The following is a 17,946-nucleotide window of genomic DNA, read 5'->3' on the forward strand; positions in this document are numbered from 1 at the left end:
AAAAAAGCCTCAACATTTGTCGAGGCTTTTCCGCTATTAATCAATCCTTTTATTAGAAAGTAAAAAGGAAGGACATTAGTTGAGGTCTGCTGTGGTTCTTTTTTTACGAATCCACATTTTAAACTTAGTAATTAAGAAAAATAATACGGGAACAATAATTAACGTTAAAAACGTAGCTACTAATAACCCATAAATAACTGTCCAAGCTAAAGGACCCCAGAAAACTACGTTATCTCCTCCCATATAAATGTTGGCATCAAATTCTTTGAAAAATGTAAAGAAATTAATGTTTAGACCAATAGCTAACGGAATTAAACCAAGAATGGTTGTAATGGCCGTTAATAAAACAGGACGTAAACGAGCTTTTCCAGCGTGCACAATGGTTTCGAATAAAACTTTTTCCTCTAAGTATTCATGATCATCCAAATCTAATTGTTGCTTTTTCCGCTCAATGAGTAATCCGGCATAATCGAGTAAAACCACCCCATTATTTACTACAATTCCTGCTAACGAAATAATACCAACCATGGTCATCATAATTACGAAGGAACTTCCTGTAATTACAATCCCTCCAAACACGCCAATAAAACTCAGAAATATGGCCAGCATAATAATAGCCGGTTTGGAAATAGAGTTAAACTGAAATATTAGTATAAAAAAGATCAAGCCTAAACCAGTTAATAAAGCGCCATTTAAAAAATCTTGCTGTTTTTTCTGTTCTTCAATTTGTCCAGTATAATCAATTTTTATGTTTTTTGAGATTCCTTTATAGCTTTTCATCTCATTTTGAATTTGAGCTATAATGGCTCCAGCATCAATAAAACCTGGTGATAATGCAGAATAAACAGTAACAATACGACTTGTATTCTTGTGTTTAATGGCACTAAAGCCCGAGGTGTTTTCGTGTTTTGTAACTGCCGAAACTGGAACGCTTTTTATTTGTCCCGTATTATCTCTAAAAGTGATGTTTTGATTGAAAAGCGCACTGGTGTTATAGCGATTTTCTTCATTAAAACGGACATAAATATCGAAATCGTCTCCATCCTCCTTGTAAATTCCAGCTTTCGATCCAAAAATGGAATTTCGTAATTGCTGACCCACTTGTGCAGCACTAATTCCAAGTTCTCCAGCTTTTTCTCTGTCGACAATAACTCTCATCGATGGTTTGTCTTTGTTGACATCTATTTTAAGTTCATCAATTCCAGGAATATTTTTGTTATTGATAAATTCACGCATATTTTCAGCTGTCGTAATTAACTCGTCGTAATTATCTCCTTGAATTTCAATATTAATAGGTGAGCCTGCCGGGGGGCCATTTTCATCTTTTTCAACAGAAATAAGGACTCCAGGGAAAATACCAACTAAGGATTCTTGAACCTTTTGACGCAACAACTCGCTATCTTCTCCACGACGAAATTTATATTCACGCATGGAGGCCGTAATCTTTGCTTTATGTGGCATTTCTGCCGACGAACCACTGTCTGCTCGAGGATTCCCAGCACCTTCACCTACTTGCGAAACAGCGCTTTCAACCATAAAGTTATAATCGCCATCCCTATATTGATCGCTGTCTATAACATTATAAACAATCTTCTCAATCTCTTTAGTAATGGCATTGGTTTTCTCAATAGCAGTACCTTGTGGATATTCTATATAAACAATAATCTGATTAGGTTTGTTATCTGGAAAAAACTCCACTTTGGTACGTTGGGTACCTAATGAAATTCCGAAGGCAACAAAAGCGAAGATAAGTAAGGCAAAAGTTCCTATGGTTAAACCATAAGGGCGCCATCCAGACAAGGCCCAACGTAATTGGTTTTCGTACCATCTCTCTAATTTAACCAGTGTTTTTGTTTGAAAACTATTGGCCCATTTGCGTAAAAACAACCTGTAAACCCAAAGCATGATAGCTGTAAAAACCATTAAGGATCCCAGTCCACGATATTCGCCACCAAAAATAAAAATCAGAATACCTATGACAGCTATGATAACAGTTGTTCTAATAATTTTGTTTAAGGGCATGTTTTTATCTTCGATATTCATAAACTGCGATACTAAAACCGAGTTGAAAAATATAGCTACAAATAAAGAGGAGCCTAAAACTATGGAGAGAGTAATAGGTAAAACCATCATGAACTCGCCCATAATACCTGGCCATAAACCTAAAGGAATAAAAGCTGCAACTGTCGTGGCTGTTGAGATAATAATAGGAAAGGCAATTTCTCCAATTCCCATTTTGGCAGCTTCCAACCTGCTCATGCCTTCTTCGTCCATGAGGCGATAGACATTTTCTACAACTACAATCCCATTGTCGACCAGCATTCCAAGTCCCATAATTAAACCAAAAAGAACCATGGTATTTAAACTTTGTCCTAAGGCGTCTAATATCATGAGCGACATAAACATGGACATAGGGATAGCAAAACCAACAAAGATGGCGTTCTTAAATCCTAAAAAGAACATTAAAACAGTGACTACCAGAATAACACCAAAAATAATGTTGTTTACTAAATCGTCTACTTGTGCAATAGTTACAGAAGATTGATCGTTGGCAATAGTGACTTTTAAATCTTGAGGAAATACATTGTCTATGGCATTTTGAACTATAATTCGTGTTTGTTCTGCTGCTGCCACCATGTTTTTTCCAGCACGTTTTTTAACATCCAACATTACGACTGGATCTCCAAATTCGCGTGCAAAGGTGGTTTTATCTTCTTCGTGAAAAGTAACAGTTGCTACATCTTTTAAATAAATGGCATGGCCTTTTTCGGCTTTTACTACAAAGTTTTTTAGTTCGTCCGGCGACTCTATTTCACCTAAAATCCTAATAGTTCTTCGTTGGCCACTAGCTACTAAGTTTCCGGCAGACATGGTGATGTTTCCGTTGTTTATTGCGTTAATTATATCGCTAAAAGTAACCTCGGCAGCCATCATTTTATAGATATCTACTGCAACCTCTACTTCTTTGTCTTGAGCCCCACGAATGTCAACTTTTTTGATTTCTAATAAATCTTCAATTTCATCCTGAAGATATTCGCCATATTCTTTAAGTTTTTCAACCGTATAATCGCCAGAAATATTAATATTTAGAATAGGCATCTCTTCCGAAAGGCTTAACTCGAACACATCTGGTTTTACTTTGGCACCGTTGGACATAGGCCAATCTTCGCCTGCCGTTTTGGTGTCTATTTCATCTTTTACTTTTTGTTTGGCTTGTTCAACCGTAAGATGTTCGTCGAATTCCACAACAATCATGGAGAAATCCTCTTGCGATGTTGAGGTTATTTCAACAACGTTACTCACTGTTTTTAATTCGTCCTCAAGAGGGTCGGTTATGAGTTTTTCAACATCTTCGGCTGTGTTTCCTGGATAAATGGAGCTTACATATATTTTAGTTTCGTTTACTTCCGGAAAACTCTCACGAGGCATGTCGAAAAAAGCGGCTACTCCTAAGTAAAAAATCACCAAAATAAGCACATACATGGTGGTTTTGTTGTTGATGGCCCACGATGCTAAACCAAATTCCTTATCGACTTGTTTTTTCTTTTTATCAGTCATTTTTGGCTAGTTTTTAGTCGTTAGAATTTTGGGTTGTTTGGTCTTCTTTAGGCAACTCGATCACCTTAACGGTTTGTCCATCCTTAACACTTCTAGCACCTTCTTGGACAATTTCTGCACCATCTTCTATACCTTCAAGCACTTCTATAACATCGCCTTGGGTTTTTCCGGTTTTTATAATAATACGTTTTACCTCACCTTCGTCTTGCGAGTTTTTATTGGTAATGATATAAATGTATTGTTCACCCTGGGCATTTTCAGAAATAATGCTAAGAGGAATTAGCATCGCATTTTTATTGGTGTAATCGTTAATTTTAAGACGTGCTGTTAAGTTAGGTTTGATACTTTTATCTTTGTTAGGAATACTTACTTCAACCTTGAAGGTTCTGTTTGCGGGATTGATAACATCTCCTACTTGACGGATTTTTGTTTCTAAGGTTTTGCCTAGAATAGGAAAGTCTACCACAACATGTTTTCCTATGGTTATATCTGAAATATATTTTTCTGGAACCTCGGTTTCTATATACATGTTTTCCAGATTAACTATACGTAGAATTTGAGATTGACCTGCAGTTACAACACTTCCTTGTTCTGTAATTATATCGTCTATAGTTCCAGAAAACGGTGCCGTAATATTGGTTTTGGCCATTTGTTGTTTCAATTGGTTAACAGCTTCTGTTTGCGACTCGAAGGCGGATTTAGCTTGTAAATATTGAATTTCACTACCTATATTTTGATCCCATAAACGTTTTTGACGCTCGAAAGTGGTTTGAGCTAAATTGGTTTGAATTTTCATTTGTGCCAATTGCTGACTTAGTCCGCCATCGTCAATTTTAGCTAAAAGTTGGCCTTTTTTTACCTCTTGGCCTTCCTTTACATATACATGGGTTAAAATACCATTGTATTCTGGAGTTATTACAATCAGGCTTTTAGTAGTAACATTTCCTTGAATTTCAAGTTGGTGCTTAAAAACCTCTTGTTTGGCATGAAAAGTTGTAATTAAAGGAATTCTTTTAATGGTATCCAATTTTGCTATTTTCTCGTTAATCAATGTTATTTGATCATTTAGTTTTTGTTGTTCGGCATCAATTTCGCTGCGTTTTTCTTTTAATTCCGTTAAATCATTAGAAGTTAGCACGGCATCAAAAGACTTCGTTTTTTTATCGCCACAAGACGAGATAATGAGTGCTAAGAGGATGAGGATTTTTATATTTTTCATGAGTGTGATATAATGGTTAATTGGCTTAATAGTTTATGGTGTTTAATATGGTTTCTAGTTCTGCTTTTTTAGAAATAACATTAAACATGGATTCTAAGTACTCTTGTTGTGCACCGTATAGTTGTGTTTGTGCTTGTCTTAAATCGAAACTAGACGCAATACCTTCGAAAAATTTTGTTTGGTTTTTTTGTTCGATGCGTTCAGCTAAATTTAAGTTTTGACGTTTATTTTCGTATTCTTCAATAGCAAACTGATAATCGCTTTTTGCTGCTGCTATTTGAAATTTTAGCTGCTGTTCTGTTTCTGATAAATCCTCTTTTGCCATTTCTACATCTATTTGCGCACGTTGGGTAGCGGCGCTACGCATGCCTGAACTAAAAATAGGAATCGATAAACTAACCCCTAAAAGAGACGAGCCATACCATTCCTGACTCTTGTTTGTAAAGGTGAATTTTTCGCTATAACCACTATATCCTGCATTTACAAAGGCATTAAGGCTTGGAAGAAAACTGCTTTTTTCTAGTTTTAACAAAAGTTCTTTAGAGACTTCTTGATTTTTGGCTATTTGGTAATCGATGCTGTTTTCAACGTTGTCATCGGTTTCAAGCAATTCTAACGAAATATTTTGAAGGGTTAAGGTTTCGAGATCATCAGTTAAAACTGTTTTTTCATTTAGATCAATTCCTAGGGTTATGTTGAACATCTTATAGGCCAAATCCTTAATTCTTTCCACATTGTTTAGATAATTTTCCAAACTGCTAAGGGTTATCTGTAATTGTTCTACGCTCTCTTCTTCGGCCAGACCATTTTCGTATATCTTGGTGGTCTCATCTAGGTTTTTTTGAAGTACCTCAATATTTTTATTAACAATGGCTAAGTTTTCATCGGCCAACAACACATTCCCATAGGCATTGATAACAGATTGACGAACTCCTAAATCTGTTTTAGTTTTGGCGTTTTCGGAAATTTCCAGATACACTTTAGCCGACTGTAAGCCTACAATATAAGAACCATCAAAAATTAGTTGATTTAAAGTGGCTGTAGCATTCATACTTTGTTTTGGACTAAAAGTAACAGGAATAAAAGTGCCTGGTGCACCACCTGCCAATTCTCCAGGAAGCATGGATACTTGGTTCTTGATCCAATTTTGATAATCGACACCTCCATCAATTTGTGGTAGTCCGGTAGCTGTGGTTTCCCACTTCTGTTTTTCGGCAACTTCTATGTTTCTAACGGCATTTTTGGCCGCGCGATTGTTTTCCAAAGCAAAATCTATGGCTTCCTGCAAACTAAAACTATTCACGGTTTCTTGTGAAAACAGAAAGGAGGAGAAAAGAAAACTTAAGAGGAATAATGATGTGTTTTTCATAAATGATAAGAGGTCTAATTCGTGTTTTAATTGATGTGGATAAGACTGTTTAATTTGGCAATCCCTTTATCGGTACTAATTCCCCGAATATGATATTCTAAATAATTGTCCATAAGGGTTTTCATAGAAAAATCTTCTAAAGGAAATACTTCTGGATCTTTTAGGCCCATCATCGTGCTAAAGTAAAGTCTTGAAATAAACTCAATATTAATGGAACCCCTATAATAACCTTCTTTTACACCACGAGATAAATTGGTTGTTATGCAATCTTGCATGATGCCAAATTGATTTTTTTTTAATTTGTCGAAAATCTTGGGATAGTATTTTTGAAGCTGATGTTGAGGCGACGATTTTTCATCTTTTAAATGTTCCATGGTGAATTTCTTGATTTCAAAAATTTCATCGATCGGACTTTTGTTTAAAGCACAAATACAATCGATTCCATGAGATATAAGCTCGAACATATAAAGTGTGGTGGCTTCAACTAACTTTGTTTTTGTATCGAAATGCTGGTAGATGGTTTTTTTTGAAATACCAATTTTGTTGGCAATATCGTCCATGGTCACACTTTTAAACCCATAGTTTAAAAACATATCTGCTGCATTGATAAGTATTTTGTCTCTCATAATAAAGGGCAAATGTACAACAGGAAACTTTAAAAACCAAAATAGTTTCCAAAGTTTTTAGTTTTGTTAATATTCATATAAACTTATTGGATAAGTAGCTGTATTTACACTATTTTTGTGTGATGCAACAAGTATCATTTTATCAAGAAGTTTTTACTTCTTATTTAGACAGTTTTACAAAAAAAAGACAGCCTGAGTCTTTATACAATCCCATAAACTACATTCTACAATTAGGAGGAAAACGCTTACGTCCTGTATTGACTTTAATGGCGGCCGAAATTTTTAACGGTTCCTATAAAACCGCACTAAATGCAGCATTAAGTATTGAAATGTTTCATAATTTTTCTTTGGTTCATGATGATATTATGGACGATGCACCTTTAAGAAGAGGGAAACAAACCGTTCATGAAAAATGGGATTTAAATACGGGAATTCTCTCAGGAGATGCCATGTTGATTTTGGCCTATCAGTTATTTGAAACCTACGATGCTACTACGTTTCAAGCTTTAGCAAAACTTTTTAGCAAAACAGCTTTGGAGGTTTGTGAAGGGCAACAATTCGATGTCGATTTTGAAACTAGAGACGATGTTTCTATTTCAGAATATTTAAAAATGATTGAATATAAAACGGCAGTTCTAGTTGGAGCGGCCATGAAAATGGGTGCCATAGTTGCAGAGGCTTCAGTAGAAGATCAAGATATTATTTATCAGTTTGGTAAAAATCTGGGGATTGCATTTCAGTTGCAAGACGATTATTTAGACGTGTTTGGAGATCCAGAAACTTTTGGAAAGCAAGTGGGAGGAGATATTATAGAAAACAAAAAAACCTACTTATATTTAAAAGCTGTAGAGTTTGCAAAGCCCGACAAAAAAACGGAATTAAAACATTTGTTTAGCCTGAATACAACAGATCATGCTGAAAAAATTGAAACTGCAAAACAAATTTTTGTTTCCAGTGGTTCAGCTGAAGCAACACAAAAAGAAATTAAAAATTATACCAAGAAAGCATTCCTAGTCTTAGAAAAGTTACATGTGCCTAATCAAAAAAAATTAGAACTGATTGCTTTTGGAAAAGAACTAATGAATAGAGAAGTATAATTTTTATTGAAAAAAAAAGGCGAATAAATACATGGAAGAACTTAACACCACACAAGAGATATTAGACCGTTCTATACAAGTGGATTTGTATAAAAAACTTGTTCAACAGTTAAATAAGGATTTTTTATCTGCTAATGTCGATTTAAGTTTTGATGAAGCTGTATTGCCGTCCAGTTTAAAACTCATGCTGCACGAAACCCTTTATAAGTTAATCCAAGAGAAATTTATGGATTACTTGAATCTACTATATATTATAGATGTTTCAGAAATAAAAGTGAAACAATTAGATGGTAGTGACGTATTTTTACTTTCAGAACAGGTTACTTTTTTGCTACTGCAAAGAGAATGGCAAAAAGTATGGTTCAAACATCAGTACAGTTAAGTGTTTTTTAAGTTAGTAATTAGGCTTTTTAAAAATACACACGTATAAATGGCATCCACGGATCGGCGTATGTACTCTTCTTATTGTTATATAAAACGTCATATCTAATCCCAACCGTTACATTTCTTGTATGGTAACCTACACCTAAAAATAGGGATGGATACCAATAATTTTGATTTGCTAAACCCGTTCTACTATCCCAATTGATGTTGACGTTGTTTTCTTCAAATTCAGCAGAGATTTGAACTTCATTTATAGGATTGAAAAGTCCAATAATACTTCCTCCTAAAACAGTGGATTTGTAATAGTATTTCTGAGCATTATAAGTGCCGCTCAATCCAACACCCAAAGCAAATTGTTGGTTAAATTGATAAATAGCACTTGGGGCCAAAGTTCCACTAAAAAAATTATTTCCAAAACTTAAACCAATTCCACCTCCAAATCGCACATGGCTCCAAAAGTCACTTTTGTTGCTATAAGTGCTTTCTTGAGCGGTTAGTTGCAATGTAAAGAAGCAAAAAACAATAATAAATAGGCTATAATTTCTTAAAATAGACTCTAGATTTTTCATTTTGTGATTTTAGTTAAAATTAGTAGCTTATAAATGTAATAAAAGCATTCCTAATTTTACTAAATGTTGTACTTTTGTATAAATTTAGTTTAAACGCTTTAGTTTTTCATTTTATATGGACAAGTATTCCTTTTTAAATGCAGCACATTCGGCTTACTTTGCTGAATTATACGACCAATATTTACAAAACCCAGATTCCATTGAACCTAGTTGGAGAGCTTTTTTCCAAGGCTTCGATTTTGGTAGCGAGTCTTCCGGCAATATCGATCAAACGGTAGAGCCTATGTCTTGCGATCATGTTTCGGAAAGCCTCACCAAAGAGTTTCAAGTTATAAAACTTATTGATGGGTATCGAAATCGAGGGCATTTGTTTACCAAAACAAACCCTGTGAGAGAACGTAGACAATACGAGCCTACTTTAGCAATTGAGAACTTTGGTTTGTCAAGTGCCGATTTAAATACCGTTTTTAACGCTGGGGAAGTCATTGGTATTGGTGGTGCCAAAACCTTACAAGAAATTGTTACCCACCTAGAAAGAATTTATTGTAGTTCCATTGGGGTTGAGTATATGTATATAAGAAAACCTGAAGAAATAGAATGGATTCAGAATAAACTTAATATCAACGACAACCAACCAAGCTTTACTGGTGATCAGAAAAAATATATTCTTAAAAAATTAAATGAAGCAGTTTCTTTCGAAACCTTTTTACATACCAAATATGTTGGTCAAAAACGTTTCTCGTTAGAAGGTGGAGAATCTTTAATTCCAGCCTTAGATGCTTTAATTGAAAATGCTGCCGAATACGATGTTAAAGAATTTGTTATGGGAATGGCCCATAGAGGGCGTTTAAGTACGTTAACAAATATTTTCGGCAAATCGGCCAAAGATATCTTTAGCGAGTTTGATGGTAAAGATTACGAGCAGGAAGTGTTTGATGGTGATGTGAAATACCACTTAGGTTGGACCAGTGATAGAATTACAAATGCTGGTAAAAAAATAAATTTAAATATTGCTCCTAATCCATCGCATCTAGAGACTGTTGGTGCCTTAGTAGAAGGAATAGCAAGAGCAAAACAAGACGATAAATACGCCGATAATCCCTCGCAAGTATTGCCAATAATTGTTCATGGAGATGCTGCAATTGCAGGGCAAGGCTTGGTATACGAAATTATTCAAATGGCGCAACTGGATGGCTATAAAACCAACGGAACCATTCATGTGGTAATAAACAACCAAATAGGGTTTACAACCAATTACTTGGACGCTAGGTCAAGTACATACTGTACAGATATTGCTAAAGTAACGCTTTCACCTGTTTTACATGTTAATGCCGACGATGCCGAAGCTGTGGTTCATGCCATGTTGTTTGCCCTTCATTTTAGAATGAAATTTAAACGCGATGTATTTATTGACCTATTAGGTTATAGAAAATATGGACATAACGAAGGTGATGAGCCTCGTTTTACACAACCAAAATTATATAAGGCTATTTCAAAACATGATAACCCTAGAGATATTTATGCTAAAAAATTAATAGCAGAAGGTATTATCTCGGAAGGATATGTTGAAAAGCTTGAAAAAGATTATAAAGATTTACTAGAAGAAAACCTAGAAGATTCCCGTAAAATAGAAAAAACCGAAATCACCGCATTTATGCAAAATGAATGGGAAGACTATGTGACGGTTGACGAAGATAAAATGTTGAAACCTGTGGATACCACTTATCCGAAGGAAGGTTTGGCGAAAATCACAAAAGTGCTTTCATCTTTACCAAAAGACAAGAAGTTTATTCGTAAAATATCTCGTTTGATAGAATCCAGACAAGACATGTTTAACGAGGATAAGTTAGATTGGTCTATGGCAGAACACTTAGCTTATGGATCTATTTTAGAGGAAGGATTCGATGTTAGAATTTCTGGACAGGATGTGGAAAGAGGAACTTTCTCTCATAGACATGCTGTAGTAAAAGTAGAAGAAAGTGAAGAGGAAATAGTACTACATAATTCTATTAGTGAGGACCAAGGAAAATTCTATATCTACAATTCCTTGCTTTCGGAGTATGGCGTTGTAGGATTCGATTATGGTTATGCTATGGCAAGCCCACGAACTTTAACAATTTGGGAAGCGCAATTTGGAGACTTTGGTAATGGGGCTCAAATTATGATTGACCAATATATATCGGCGGCCGAAGATAAATGGAAAATCCAAAATGGATTGGTTATGTTGTTGCCTCATGGATACGAAGGGCAGGGAGCAGAACATTCTTCTGGTAGAATGGAACGTTTTTTACAACTTTGCGCTAAAGACAATATGTTTGTTGCAGACTGTACAACTCCTGCAAATATGTTCCATTTACTAAGAAGACAAGTTAAAGCTAAATTTAGAAAACCTTTAATTGTGTTTACTCCAAAAAGCTTATTACGTCATCCTTTAGTTGTTTCTACAGTCGATGAATTTGCAAATGGCGAATTTAAAATGCTGATTGATGACGAAAGAGCTCAAGTTGATAAAATTAAAACCTTAGTGTTTGTTTCAGGTAAGTTCTATTACGATTTACTTGAAGAACAAGAAAAACTAGGAAGAGATGATATGGCTTTAGTAAGAATTGAGCAATTATTCCCGTTGCCAATAGAAGATATTCAAGCCATTTTAAAGAAATACAAGAATGCTGAGGATATTGTTTGGGCTCAAGAAGAACCTAGGAATATGGGAGCTTACAGTCATATGTTGATGCATTTGGACGAAGCCAAAACATTTAGAGCGGCTTCAAGAAGACCTTATGGGGCACCTGCTGCAGGAAGTTCGGTTCGTTCTAAAAAACGTCATAAGGAAGTGATAGATTTTGTTTTTGATAAAACTAAAAATAATCAGCGTTAAATGAATAAAGGAGTGCTTGTTTTTTTTATGCTTGTTTCAATAGGGTCATTTTCGCAAGATAAAGACAACTATAAAACTGCGCTTTCCGAATTTGAATTTTTTTTTAATGATGGAGAGTACGATGAAATTTACAACATGTATAATTATGACATGAAAAGGACTTCGTCTTTAGCAAAAACAAAAACATTTTTTAGTAATTTACATAAGGATTTAGGTCAAATTTCTAAAGTAGAATTTAGAAATTTAAAAGATTTAGCTCACGTCTATAAAGTATCTTTTGGTTCGGATGTTAGAGATTTACTGATTTATTTAGATAGTAATAACAAAATTGCAAACTTGAAAGTCATGTTTCACGTCCCTGATAATTTAGTTGTTATTGAAAGGAATAGTACAAAAATGTCATTGCCGTTTAATGAGGAATCGTACGTGCTGTGGGGAGGAGTTACTAAAAAAGAAAACAACCACATAACACTTGAAAACCAAAAATATGCCTACGATTTTGTAATTATGAAAGAGGGTGCAACCCATAGTACTGGTGCCAAGAAAAATGAAAATTATTACGTATTTGGAAAGGATGTTTATGCTCCTTGCGATGCAAGGGTTGTAAAAGTTATTACAGGTATAGAAGACAATACTCCGGGAGAATTAAATACAAAGGATGCCGCTGGAAACGTGGTTATCCTAGAAACAATTAAAAACGAGTACCTTGTTTTAGCTCATTTAAAACACAATTCAATTGTAGTAAGAGAGGGACTTTTTGTAAGACGAGGAAGCTTAGTGGGAAAATGTGGAAACTCCGGAAACTCCACTGAACCTCGCTTACATTTAAGTTTACAGAATACAGTAGATATGAATATTGCAACAGGAGCTAAAATGTATTTTGATAAAATTTATGTTAATAAGGTATTGAAACACGATTACCTTCCGGTTAAGGGCGATTTTGTCGAAAATGGAAATAAATAGCAAAGTGCGTGGACAGATAAATTAGTATATCCAAAGTGAAAGCTTTTGAGTATATTAGAACTTATGTACTTTTGCATTTAGATTTAAACGATACGTTAAATCAGCTAGAGAACAATTATAATAAGTAGTTTAAAGTGGTGTCCAAAACTTTAAATTTTTTTTCAAAGGGACAAAAAGAAATAGAACAAAAACAACGTAAGCAAAATAGGTTACAAATAAAATTATAATTATGATTTTAGAAATGAAAGTTCCTTCACCAGGAGAGTCAATTACAGAAGTAGAAATAGCAACTTGGTTAGTGAAAGATGGAGATTATGTAGAGAAAGACCAGGCCATTGCTGAGGTAGATAGCGACAAAGCTACCCTAGAATTACCAGCTGAAGCTAGTGGAATTATTACACTTAAAGCCGAAGAAGGTGATGCAGTTGCTGTTGGAGCTGTTGTTTGTTTAATAGATACAAGTGCTTCTAAACCAGAGGGAAGTGCGGCTCCTAAAAAAGAAGAGTCAAAGCAAGAAGCTCCTAAAAAAGAGGAAGCTCCTAAAAAAGAAGAAAAACCAGCTGTTGCAGCTGATACAAAAACGTATGCAACAGGTACCGCAAGTCCTGCCGCTAAAAAGATTTTGGCAGAAAAAGGTATGGAAGCCTCAAGTATTACTGGAACAGGAAAAGATGGGCGTATAACTAAAGAGGATGCAGTACAAGCTGTACCTTCTATGGGTACACCAACAGGAGGAAGCAGAGGGTCTTCTAGAAGTAGAATGTCTATGTTACGACGTAAAGTGGCAGAGCGTTTGGTAGAAGCAAAAAACACAACTGCTATGTTAACTACTTTTAATGAAGTAGATATGTCGCCAATATTTGCGTTGCGAAACGAGTATAAAGAAACCTTTAGTAACAAGCATGGCGTAGGTTTAGGCTTTATGTCTTTCTTTACTTTAGCTGTAGTTAGAGCATTAAAAATGTATCCAGATGTTAATTCGATGATAGACGGAAACGAAATGATTACTTACGATTTTGTAGATGTATCAATTGCTGTTTCAGGACCTAGAGGGCTTATGGTGCCAGTAATAAGAAATACTGAGAATCTAACCTTTAGAGGGGTTGAATCGGAAGTAAGACGTTTGGCTATACGTGCTCGTGATGGACAAATTACGGTAGATGAAATGACTGGTGGAACTTTTACCATTTCTAATGGTGGTGTATTTGGAAGTATGTTATCTACTCCAATTATCAATCCGCCGCAAAGTGCTATTTTAGGAATGCATAATATTGTTGAGCGTCCAGTGGCTGTAAACGGTAAAGTAGAGATTAGACCAATTATGTTTGTTGCCTTATCTTACGATCATAGAATTATTGATGGAAAAGAATCCGTAGGCTTTTTGGTAGCTATTAAAGAAGCCCTAGAAAACCCAACTGAATTATTAATGAATAACGATATCAAAAAAGCATTAGAGTTATAATCTAAGATTATATATTAATAAGTGAAAAAAGCGCAATCAGGATTCTGGTTGCGCTTTCTTTTTCTTGAAAATAAATAACTAACTAAAAGAAATTAACAAGAATATTTAGTGAAATGACAGTTACAACAACAATAACTAATCCAATAATAAAAACTTTATTGACAGTCTCAGATTCGTTTTCCATAATTTAAGAATTTTAGATTTAGGTATTCTGTAAATTTTTATAAGGAAATAAAACTCTGTGCTTTTTAATCACACAGAGTTTTTATTGGTGATCCCTTAAAGGTAATTGATTAATAGCAAGACAAATATCGAGATTATTAACAAGTCAAACAATACGTAGTACTACGTATTTTTAGGTTGTTTTATTGATAAGAGAGAATTTAATTGCTAATTGTTTGAAGAAAACACTTGTTATTGAGAGGTTTGTATTTTTAAAATCCAAAATGTAAAAGTTCCTTTTCATACTCTTTGGGTATTGACCTCCATTTGGTTTGAAACTAGAATAAGATTTAGACAAACTATATAAACGAAGAAAGCCCTAGATAAAATAAATTATCTAGAGCTTTCATAATTCTCCCTAAGAACTAATTAATAGCACTACAAATATCGGTTTTAATTACACGTCAAACAATACGTAGTACTACGTATATTTCATGTTAAATGGTTCTTATTCTCTTTTGCCCAGAATAATAAACTGTATTTTGTAGGCGTTAGATTCAATTTTTTATTGATATTACTTTTGTGCTTTTCTACAGTTCTAAAGGATATAAACAGTAAGTCACCAATCTCTTTTGCCGTTTTGTTTGCAGAGATGTGTTTTAAAACCTCTATTTCTGTTGGAGTTAAAGTTCCAAGTTCCTCTGGAACTTCTTCTACTTCCAGATAAGAAAGCAACTCTTCACTAAAATAAGGAATGTCTTTTGTTACGGCATCTATGCAGTGTTCAATTTCAGTTAAGGCAAACTCTTTAAGAACATAACCATATATGTTTAAAGCCTTGGCTTGTTTATAAATAGCTTTGTCTTTTTCAAAAGTAATAAGTATAATTCTTGTGTCGTAGTTAAGTTCGTTGCATTTTTCGGCAATCTCCAAACCAGTAAGAAAAGGCATTTGAATGTCTAGAATGGCGATTTCTGGTTTAAGTGTTTCTATAAGTTTAAATGCATCTTTTCCATTTACAGCACTGGCCATAACATTGTATTTTCTCTCCAACAAGAAATCATTTAAACCCTTTAGTATTAAAGGGTGATCGTCTGCTATTATTATGGAGGTTTGCATGTGCTATAATTAGATTAGTTAGAAGTTAAATATAACGCTATTTAACAAAAATAAAGACTTAAATCTATAGTTTTAGATATAAATATTTCTTTTCGTAATCAATAATGCCTTTTCCTTTTTTTAAAATGTCGGCACCTATAATTCCATCAACTGGTTGCGCATTATGACTTATTAGAGCAGTATTTACATGGTTTAGATTAAACAAAATAAGAGCTATTTTATCGTTTTTCCACTTTCCTATTTTAACCTTATTCTTTTTGGAGATTTGAGTAAGCATATCAATGGCGCCTGCACCAGCAGCTTTTATTTCAGAATCTTTTGCTTTTAATTTAAAAGTCTCGACCGCATCAAAGCCTACACAAGAATTAGAAGCACCCGTGTCTAAGATAAAAAGCCCTTTAACGCCATTTATGGTTGCTTTTATTTCAAAGTGATTGGTTTTTGTAAGCTTTAGTTTAACCTTTGTATAGCCTCTTTCCTCAAGAAAATCTTTCAGGCTTAACTCTGTAATCTCAGTCATGGTACTTTTGTTTTCTAAAGTATAAAAATACAATAATTAAAGTGGCCAATCCTCCAAGGATATAATATAATATGGGTTTTTTGGTATTTTCGGGAACTAGTTCTCCATAGTAAACAAAAGCACTCCAATAGTATGGCGACTTCTTTATATTACTTATAGAACTGTCGTTTAAGTAATCGATTTTGGATTGCCTATTTGCCACAAACGCCGAATTTGTTTTTTGATAGGTATTATAAAAAAAAGTCATTAGTTCGGCCGTAGAAGCATCATTTATTTGCCATAAGGAATATAAAAGGTTTTTAGCACCGGCATATTGAAATCCTCTGGCAATACTCATGGCCCCCTCGCCTTTTTGAAGTTTACCAATCCCTGTTTCGCAAGCACTTAAAACCACAAGTTCTGGGTTGATGTTTAAACTATACAACTCATTCAATAGCATGGGCTCATCATAAAAAGCTAAACTTGCTGGATTGGTGAAATCGCCACCAGTAGCATGGGTTGATATATGTAAAATGGCATATTTTGATGCCAATTCAATAAAATTTTGCTTGGTAGCTTCAGTATGTATTAAAATGTTTCCGTTGGTTTCGGCTTTAATGGCTTGAGCTTCGTAAACAGAATAACGTAGAGTTTGATTGCTGTTTTCAAACACGGGGAAAATACCTAAAAGACTCTTGCTTTTTGAAATAGTTTTTGGTTGTAAATAAAACTCAAGACTAGAGTTGTAGCCCACAGCTTGTTGCGATACCAAAAAGGGCATTTCTGAAAAATTGCTGCTTTTCGTGTTTTTGGTTAGCAGAGCTTCAAAGGGAACAAAATTTAATAAACCATCGGGAATAATGATGAGGTTTTTTGAATTGGCAACCTCATTAATATATAGCAGTTTGTACAAATTATAGGCCTGATTTGTAAAAGCTTGAATGTTGTTGTTGATTGCTGAAGGACCATCAAATAAATGAATGAAGTTTATGAGACTGTTTTTTACATCATCAGTCAAATTAATTTTTAGAAAATCGGTATTTCTTTCGGAAGCAATAAATTGATAAATGGCATGTTTTCCATAAAAATATACAATAAGATTCGCTTTGTCCAAATGAAGTTGGTTCTGGATTTGGGTAACACCTATATGGTTTATAGTATGAGAATATTTGGCTTCTATGCTCTTTTGAATATTTTTCAAGTCGATACTCAGGTTTAGAAGTTGCTTGTTTAAACTATCGTTTTTTGATGTTTGATAGCCTAGTTGTGTTTTTATTAGCACATCGGTTAAGCGTTCTTGTTGTCTAAGTAGAACCTGTTCTTTTATAAGTAAGCTATCGTTTGGATGTTGTTGTAATAAGGATTTCTTTTGAAAAACACCTTTTAAAATGGATGCTTTATGGGTTTCGGCATACCTTAAGGCACGCGTAAAAATTTCTGGATTTGGATTTTTTTCATAACTATCAAAAAGTAATTCAATACAAAGTTCAGATCTATTTCTATTGCTAACCTGATTCGCTATTTTAGATTCTTGAGACGTGAGATTCCCAGTTAATAAGTTGGATACGTAGAAACTTAAATCGTAATATGTAAGTGCTTTTTCTGGGTGGGATTGTAATCTAGCCAACAAGTCAAAAATGTCTATAAACGTGTTTTCGGCATATAAAGCTGTTCTTTCTGGAATTGTTTTCTTGTCTAAATGAGGAAGTAACGTGTTTAGTGCGAACTGTAAACCTTGATTGGCTTGTTCAGAATCGTTTAATAAATAGTGTAATTGTGCTTTTTCTAAATAATTTTTGGCAATTTCCCTAGTTGTGAGCGAATCTCTGTTTTGAAATGAAATAGAACTATTAAAGTGTTTTAAAGCCGTTTTATAATCTTCTTTTTTTAATGCTAATTCATATTCCAATTGATGCTTATTGAATTGTCCACTTGTATTTTGGAAGACAATATCATCGTCTAATATGTAGTTTTTAGAGCTGTTTAAAGCAATTAAACTTGAGGCTCTTAAAGTGTTTAATTTGTTTTTTTGCTTCGGATC

The 17,946-nt window shown here is 34.3% G+C and carries 13 protein-coding genes; 5 read left to right on the forward strand and 8 right to left on the reverse strand.

Features of this window, described 5'->3' with window-relative positions; translation table 11 throughout:
- Positions 1–75: 75 nt before the first annotated feature.
- Genes VKY47_RS09345 through VKY47_RS09360 form a run of 4 tightly spaced genes read right to left on the reverse strand, consistent with a single transcriptional unit; the run spans position 76 to position 6,772 of the window.
- Positions 76–3,558, reverse strand: a complete 3,483-nt coding sequence (locus VKY47_RS09345; RefSeq protein WP_324312265.1) for an efflux RND transporter permease subunit — start codon at positions 3,556–3,558, stop codon at positions 76–78.
- A gap of 13 nt (positions 3,559–3,571) precedes the next feature.
- Positions 3,572–4,777 (reverse strand): efflux RND transporter periplasmic adaptor subunit, encoded by a 1,206-nt coding sequence (locus tag VKY47_RS09350; protein ID WP_324312267.1) that lies wholly within the window; start codon positions 4,775–4,777, stop codon positions 3,572–3,574.
- A gap of 25 nt (positions 4,778–4,802) precedes the next feature.
- Positions 4,803–6,146 (reverse strand): TolC family protein, encoded by a 1,344-nt coding sequence (locus VKY47_RS09355; RefSeq protein WP_324312269.1) that lies wholly within the window; start codon positions 6,144–6,146, stop codon positions 4,803–4,805.
- 26 nt (positions 6,147–6,172) lie between these two features.
- On the reverse strand, positions 6,173–6,772 hold the full coding sequence (locus tag VKY47_RS09360) for a TetR/AcrR family transcriptional regulator (RefSeq protein WP_324312271.1): 600 nt from the start codon (positions 6,770–6,772) through the stop codon (positions 6,173–6,175).
- A 122-nt stretch (positions 6,773–6,894) separates the two neighbouring features.
- On the opposite strand from VKY47_RS09360, the gene VKY47_RS09365 reads away from it, so the two are divergent.
- Positions 6,895–7,869, forward strand: coding sequence for a polyprenyl synthetase family protein (locus VKY47_RS09365; RefSeq protein ID WP_324312289.1), 975 nt, complete (start codon positions 6,895–6,897; stop codon positions 7,867–7,869).
- Between the two features lie 31 nt (positions 7,870–7,900).
- Entirely contained in the window at positions 7,901–8,251 is a 351-nt protein-coding gene (locus VKY47_RS09370) for a hypothetical protein (protein ID WP_324312273.1), read from the forward strand.
- A 28-nt stretch (positions 8,252–8,279) separates the two neighbouring features.
- On the opposite strand, the gene VKY47_RS09375 is transcribed toward VKY47_RS09370, so the two are convergent.
- The gene (locus VKY47_RS09375; protein WP_324312275.1) at positions 8,280–8,822 is read right to left on the reverse strand and encodes an alpha-ketoglutarate decarboxylase; all 543 of its coding nucleotides are present in this window, start codon (positions 8,820–8,822) and stop codon (positions 8,280–8,282) included.
- A gap of 115 nt (positions 8,823–8,937) precedes the next feature.
- Here VKY47_RS09375 and VKY47_RS09380 point away from each other — a divergent pair, with 115 nt between their 5' ends.
- The 3 genes from VKY47_RS09380 (at position 8,938) to odhB (ending at position 14,125) form a co-directional block, all read left to right on the forward strand.
- Positions 8,938–11,700 carry a 2-oxoglutarate dehydrogenase E1 component gene (locus VKY47_RS09380; protein WP_324312277.1) on the forward strand — a complete coding sequence of 921 codons (2,763 nt, stop codon included), beginning with the start codon at positions 8,938–8,940 and terminating at the stop codon, positions 11,698–11,700.
- On the forward strand, positions 11,701–12,663 hold the full coding sequence (locus VKY47_RS09385) for a M23 family metallopeptidase (RefSeq protein WP_324312279.1): 963 nt from the start codon (positions 11,701–11,703) through the stop codon (positions 12,661–12,663). It begins immediately after the preceding gene.
- A gap of 229 nt (positions 12,664–12,892) precedes the next feature.
- Positions 12,893–14,125 (forward strand): 2-oxoglutarate dehydrogenase complex dihydrolipoyllysine-residue succinyltransferase, encoded by a 1,233-nt coding sequence (gene odhB, locus VKY47_RS09390; RefSeq protein ID WP_324312281.1) that lies wholly within the window; start codon positions 12,893–12,895, stop codon positions 14,123–14,125.
- 654 nt (positions 14,126–14,779) lie between these two features.
- Here the strand turns inward: odhB and VKY47_RS09395 are convergent.
- The 3 genes from VKY47_RS09395 to VKY47_RS09405 form a co-directional block, all read right to left on the reverse strand.
- Positions 14,780–15,406 (reverse strand): response regulator transcription factor, encoded by a 627-nt coding sequence (locus VKY47_RS09395; RefSeq protein ID WP_324312283.1) that lies wholly within the window; start codon positions 15,404–15,406, stop codon positions 14,780–14,782.
- A gap of 64 nt (positions 15,407–15,470) precedes the next feature.
- The gene (locus VKY47_RS09400) at positions 15,471–15,926 is read right to left on the reverse strand and encodes a retropepsin-like aspartic protease (RefSeq protein ID WP_324312285.1); all 456 of its coding nucleotides are present in this window, start codon (positions 15,924–15,926) and stop codon (positions 15,471–15,473) included.
- Positions 15,919–17,946: CHAT domain-containing protein (locus VKY47_RS09405; protein WP_324312287.1), on the reverse strand; the 2,028-nt coding region annotated here is incomplete at its 5' end. The genes VKY47_RS09400 and VKY47_RS09405, both read right to left, overlap by 8 nt.

It is taken from the genome of Xanthomarina sp. (assembly GCF_035306705.1).
Taxonomy (GTDB): domain Bacteria; phylum Bacteroidota; class Bacteroidia; order Flavobacteriales; family Flavobacteriaceae; genus Xanthomarina.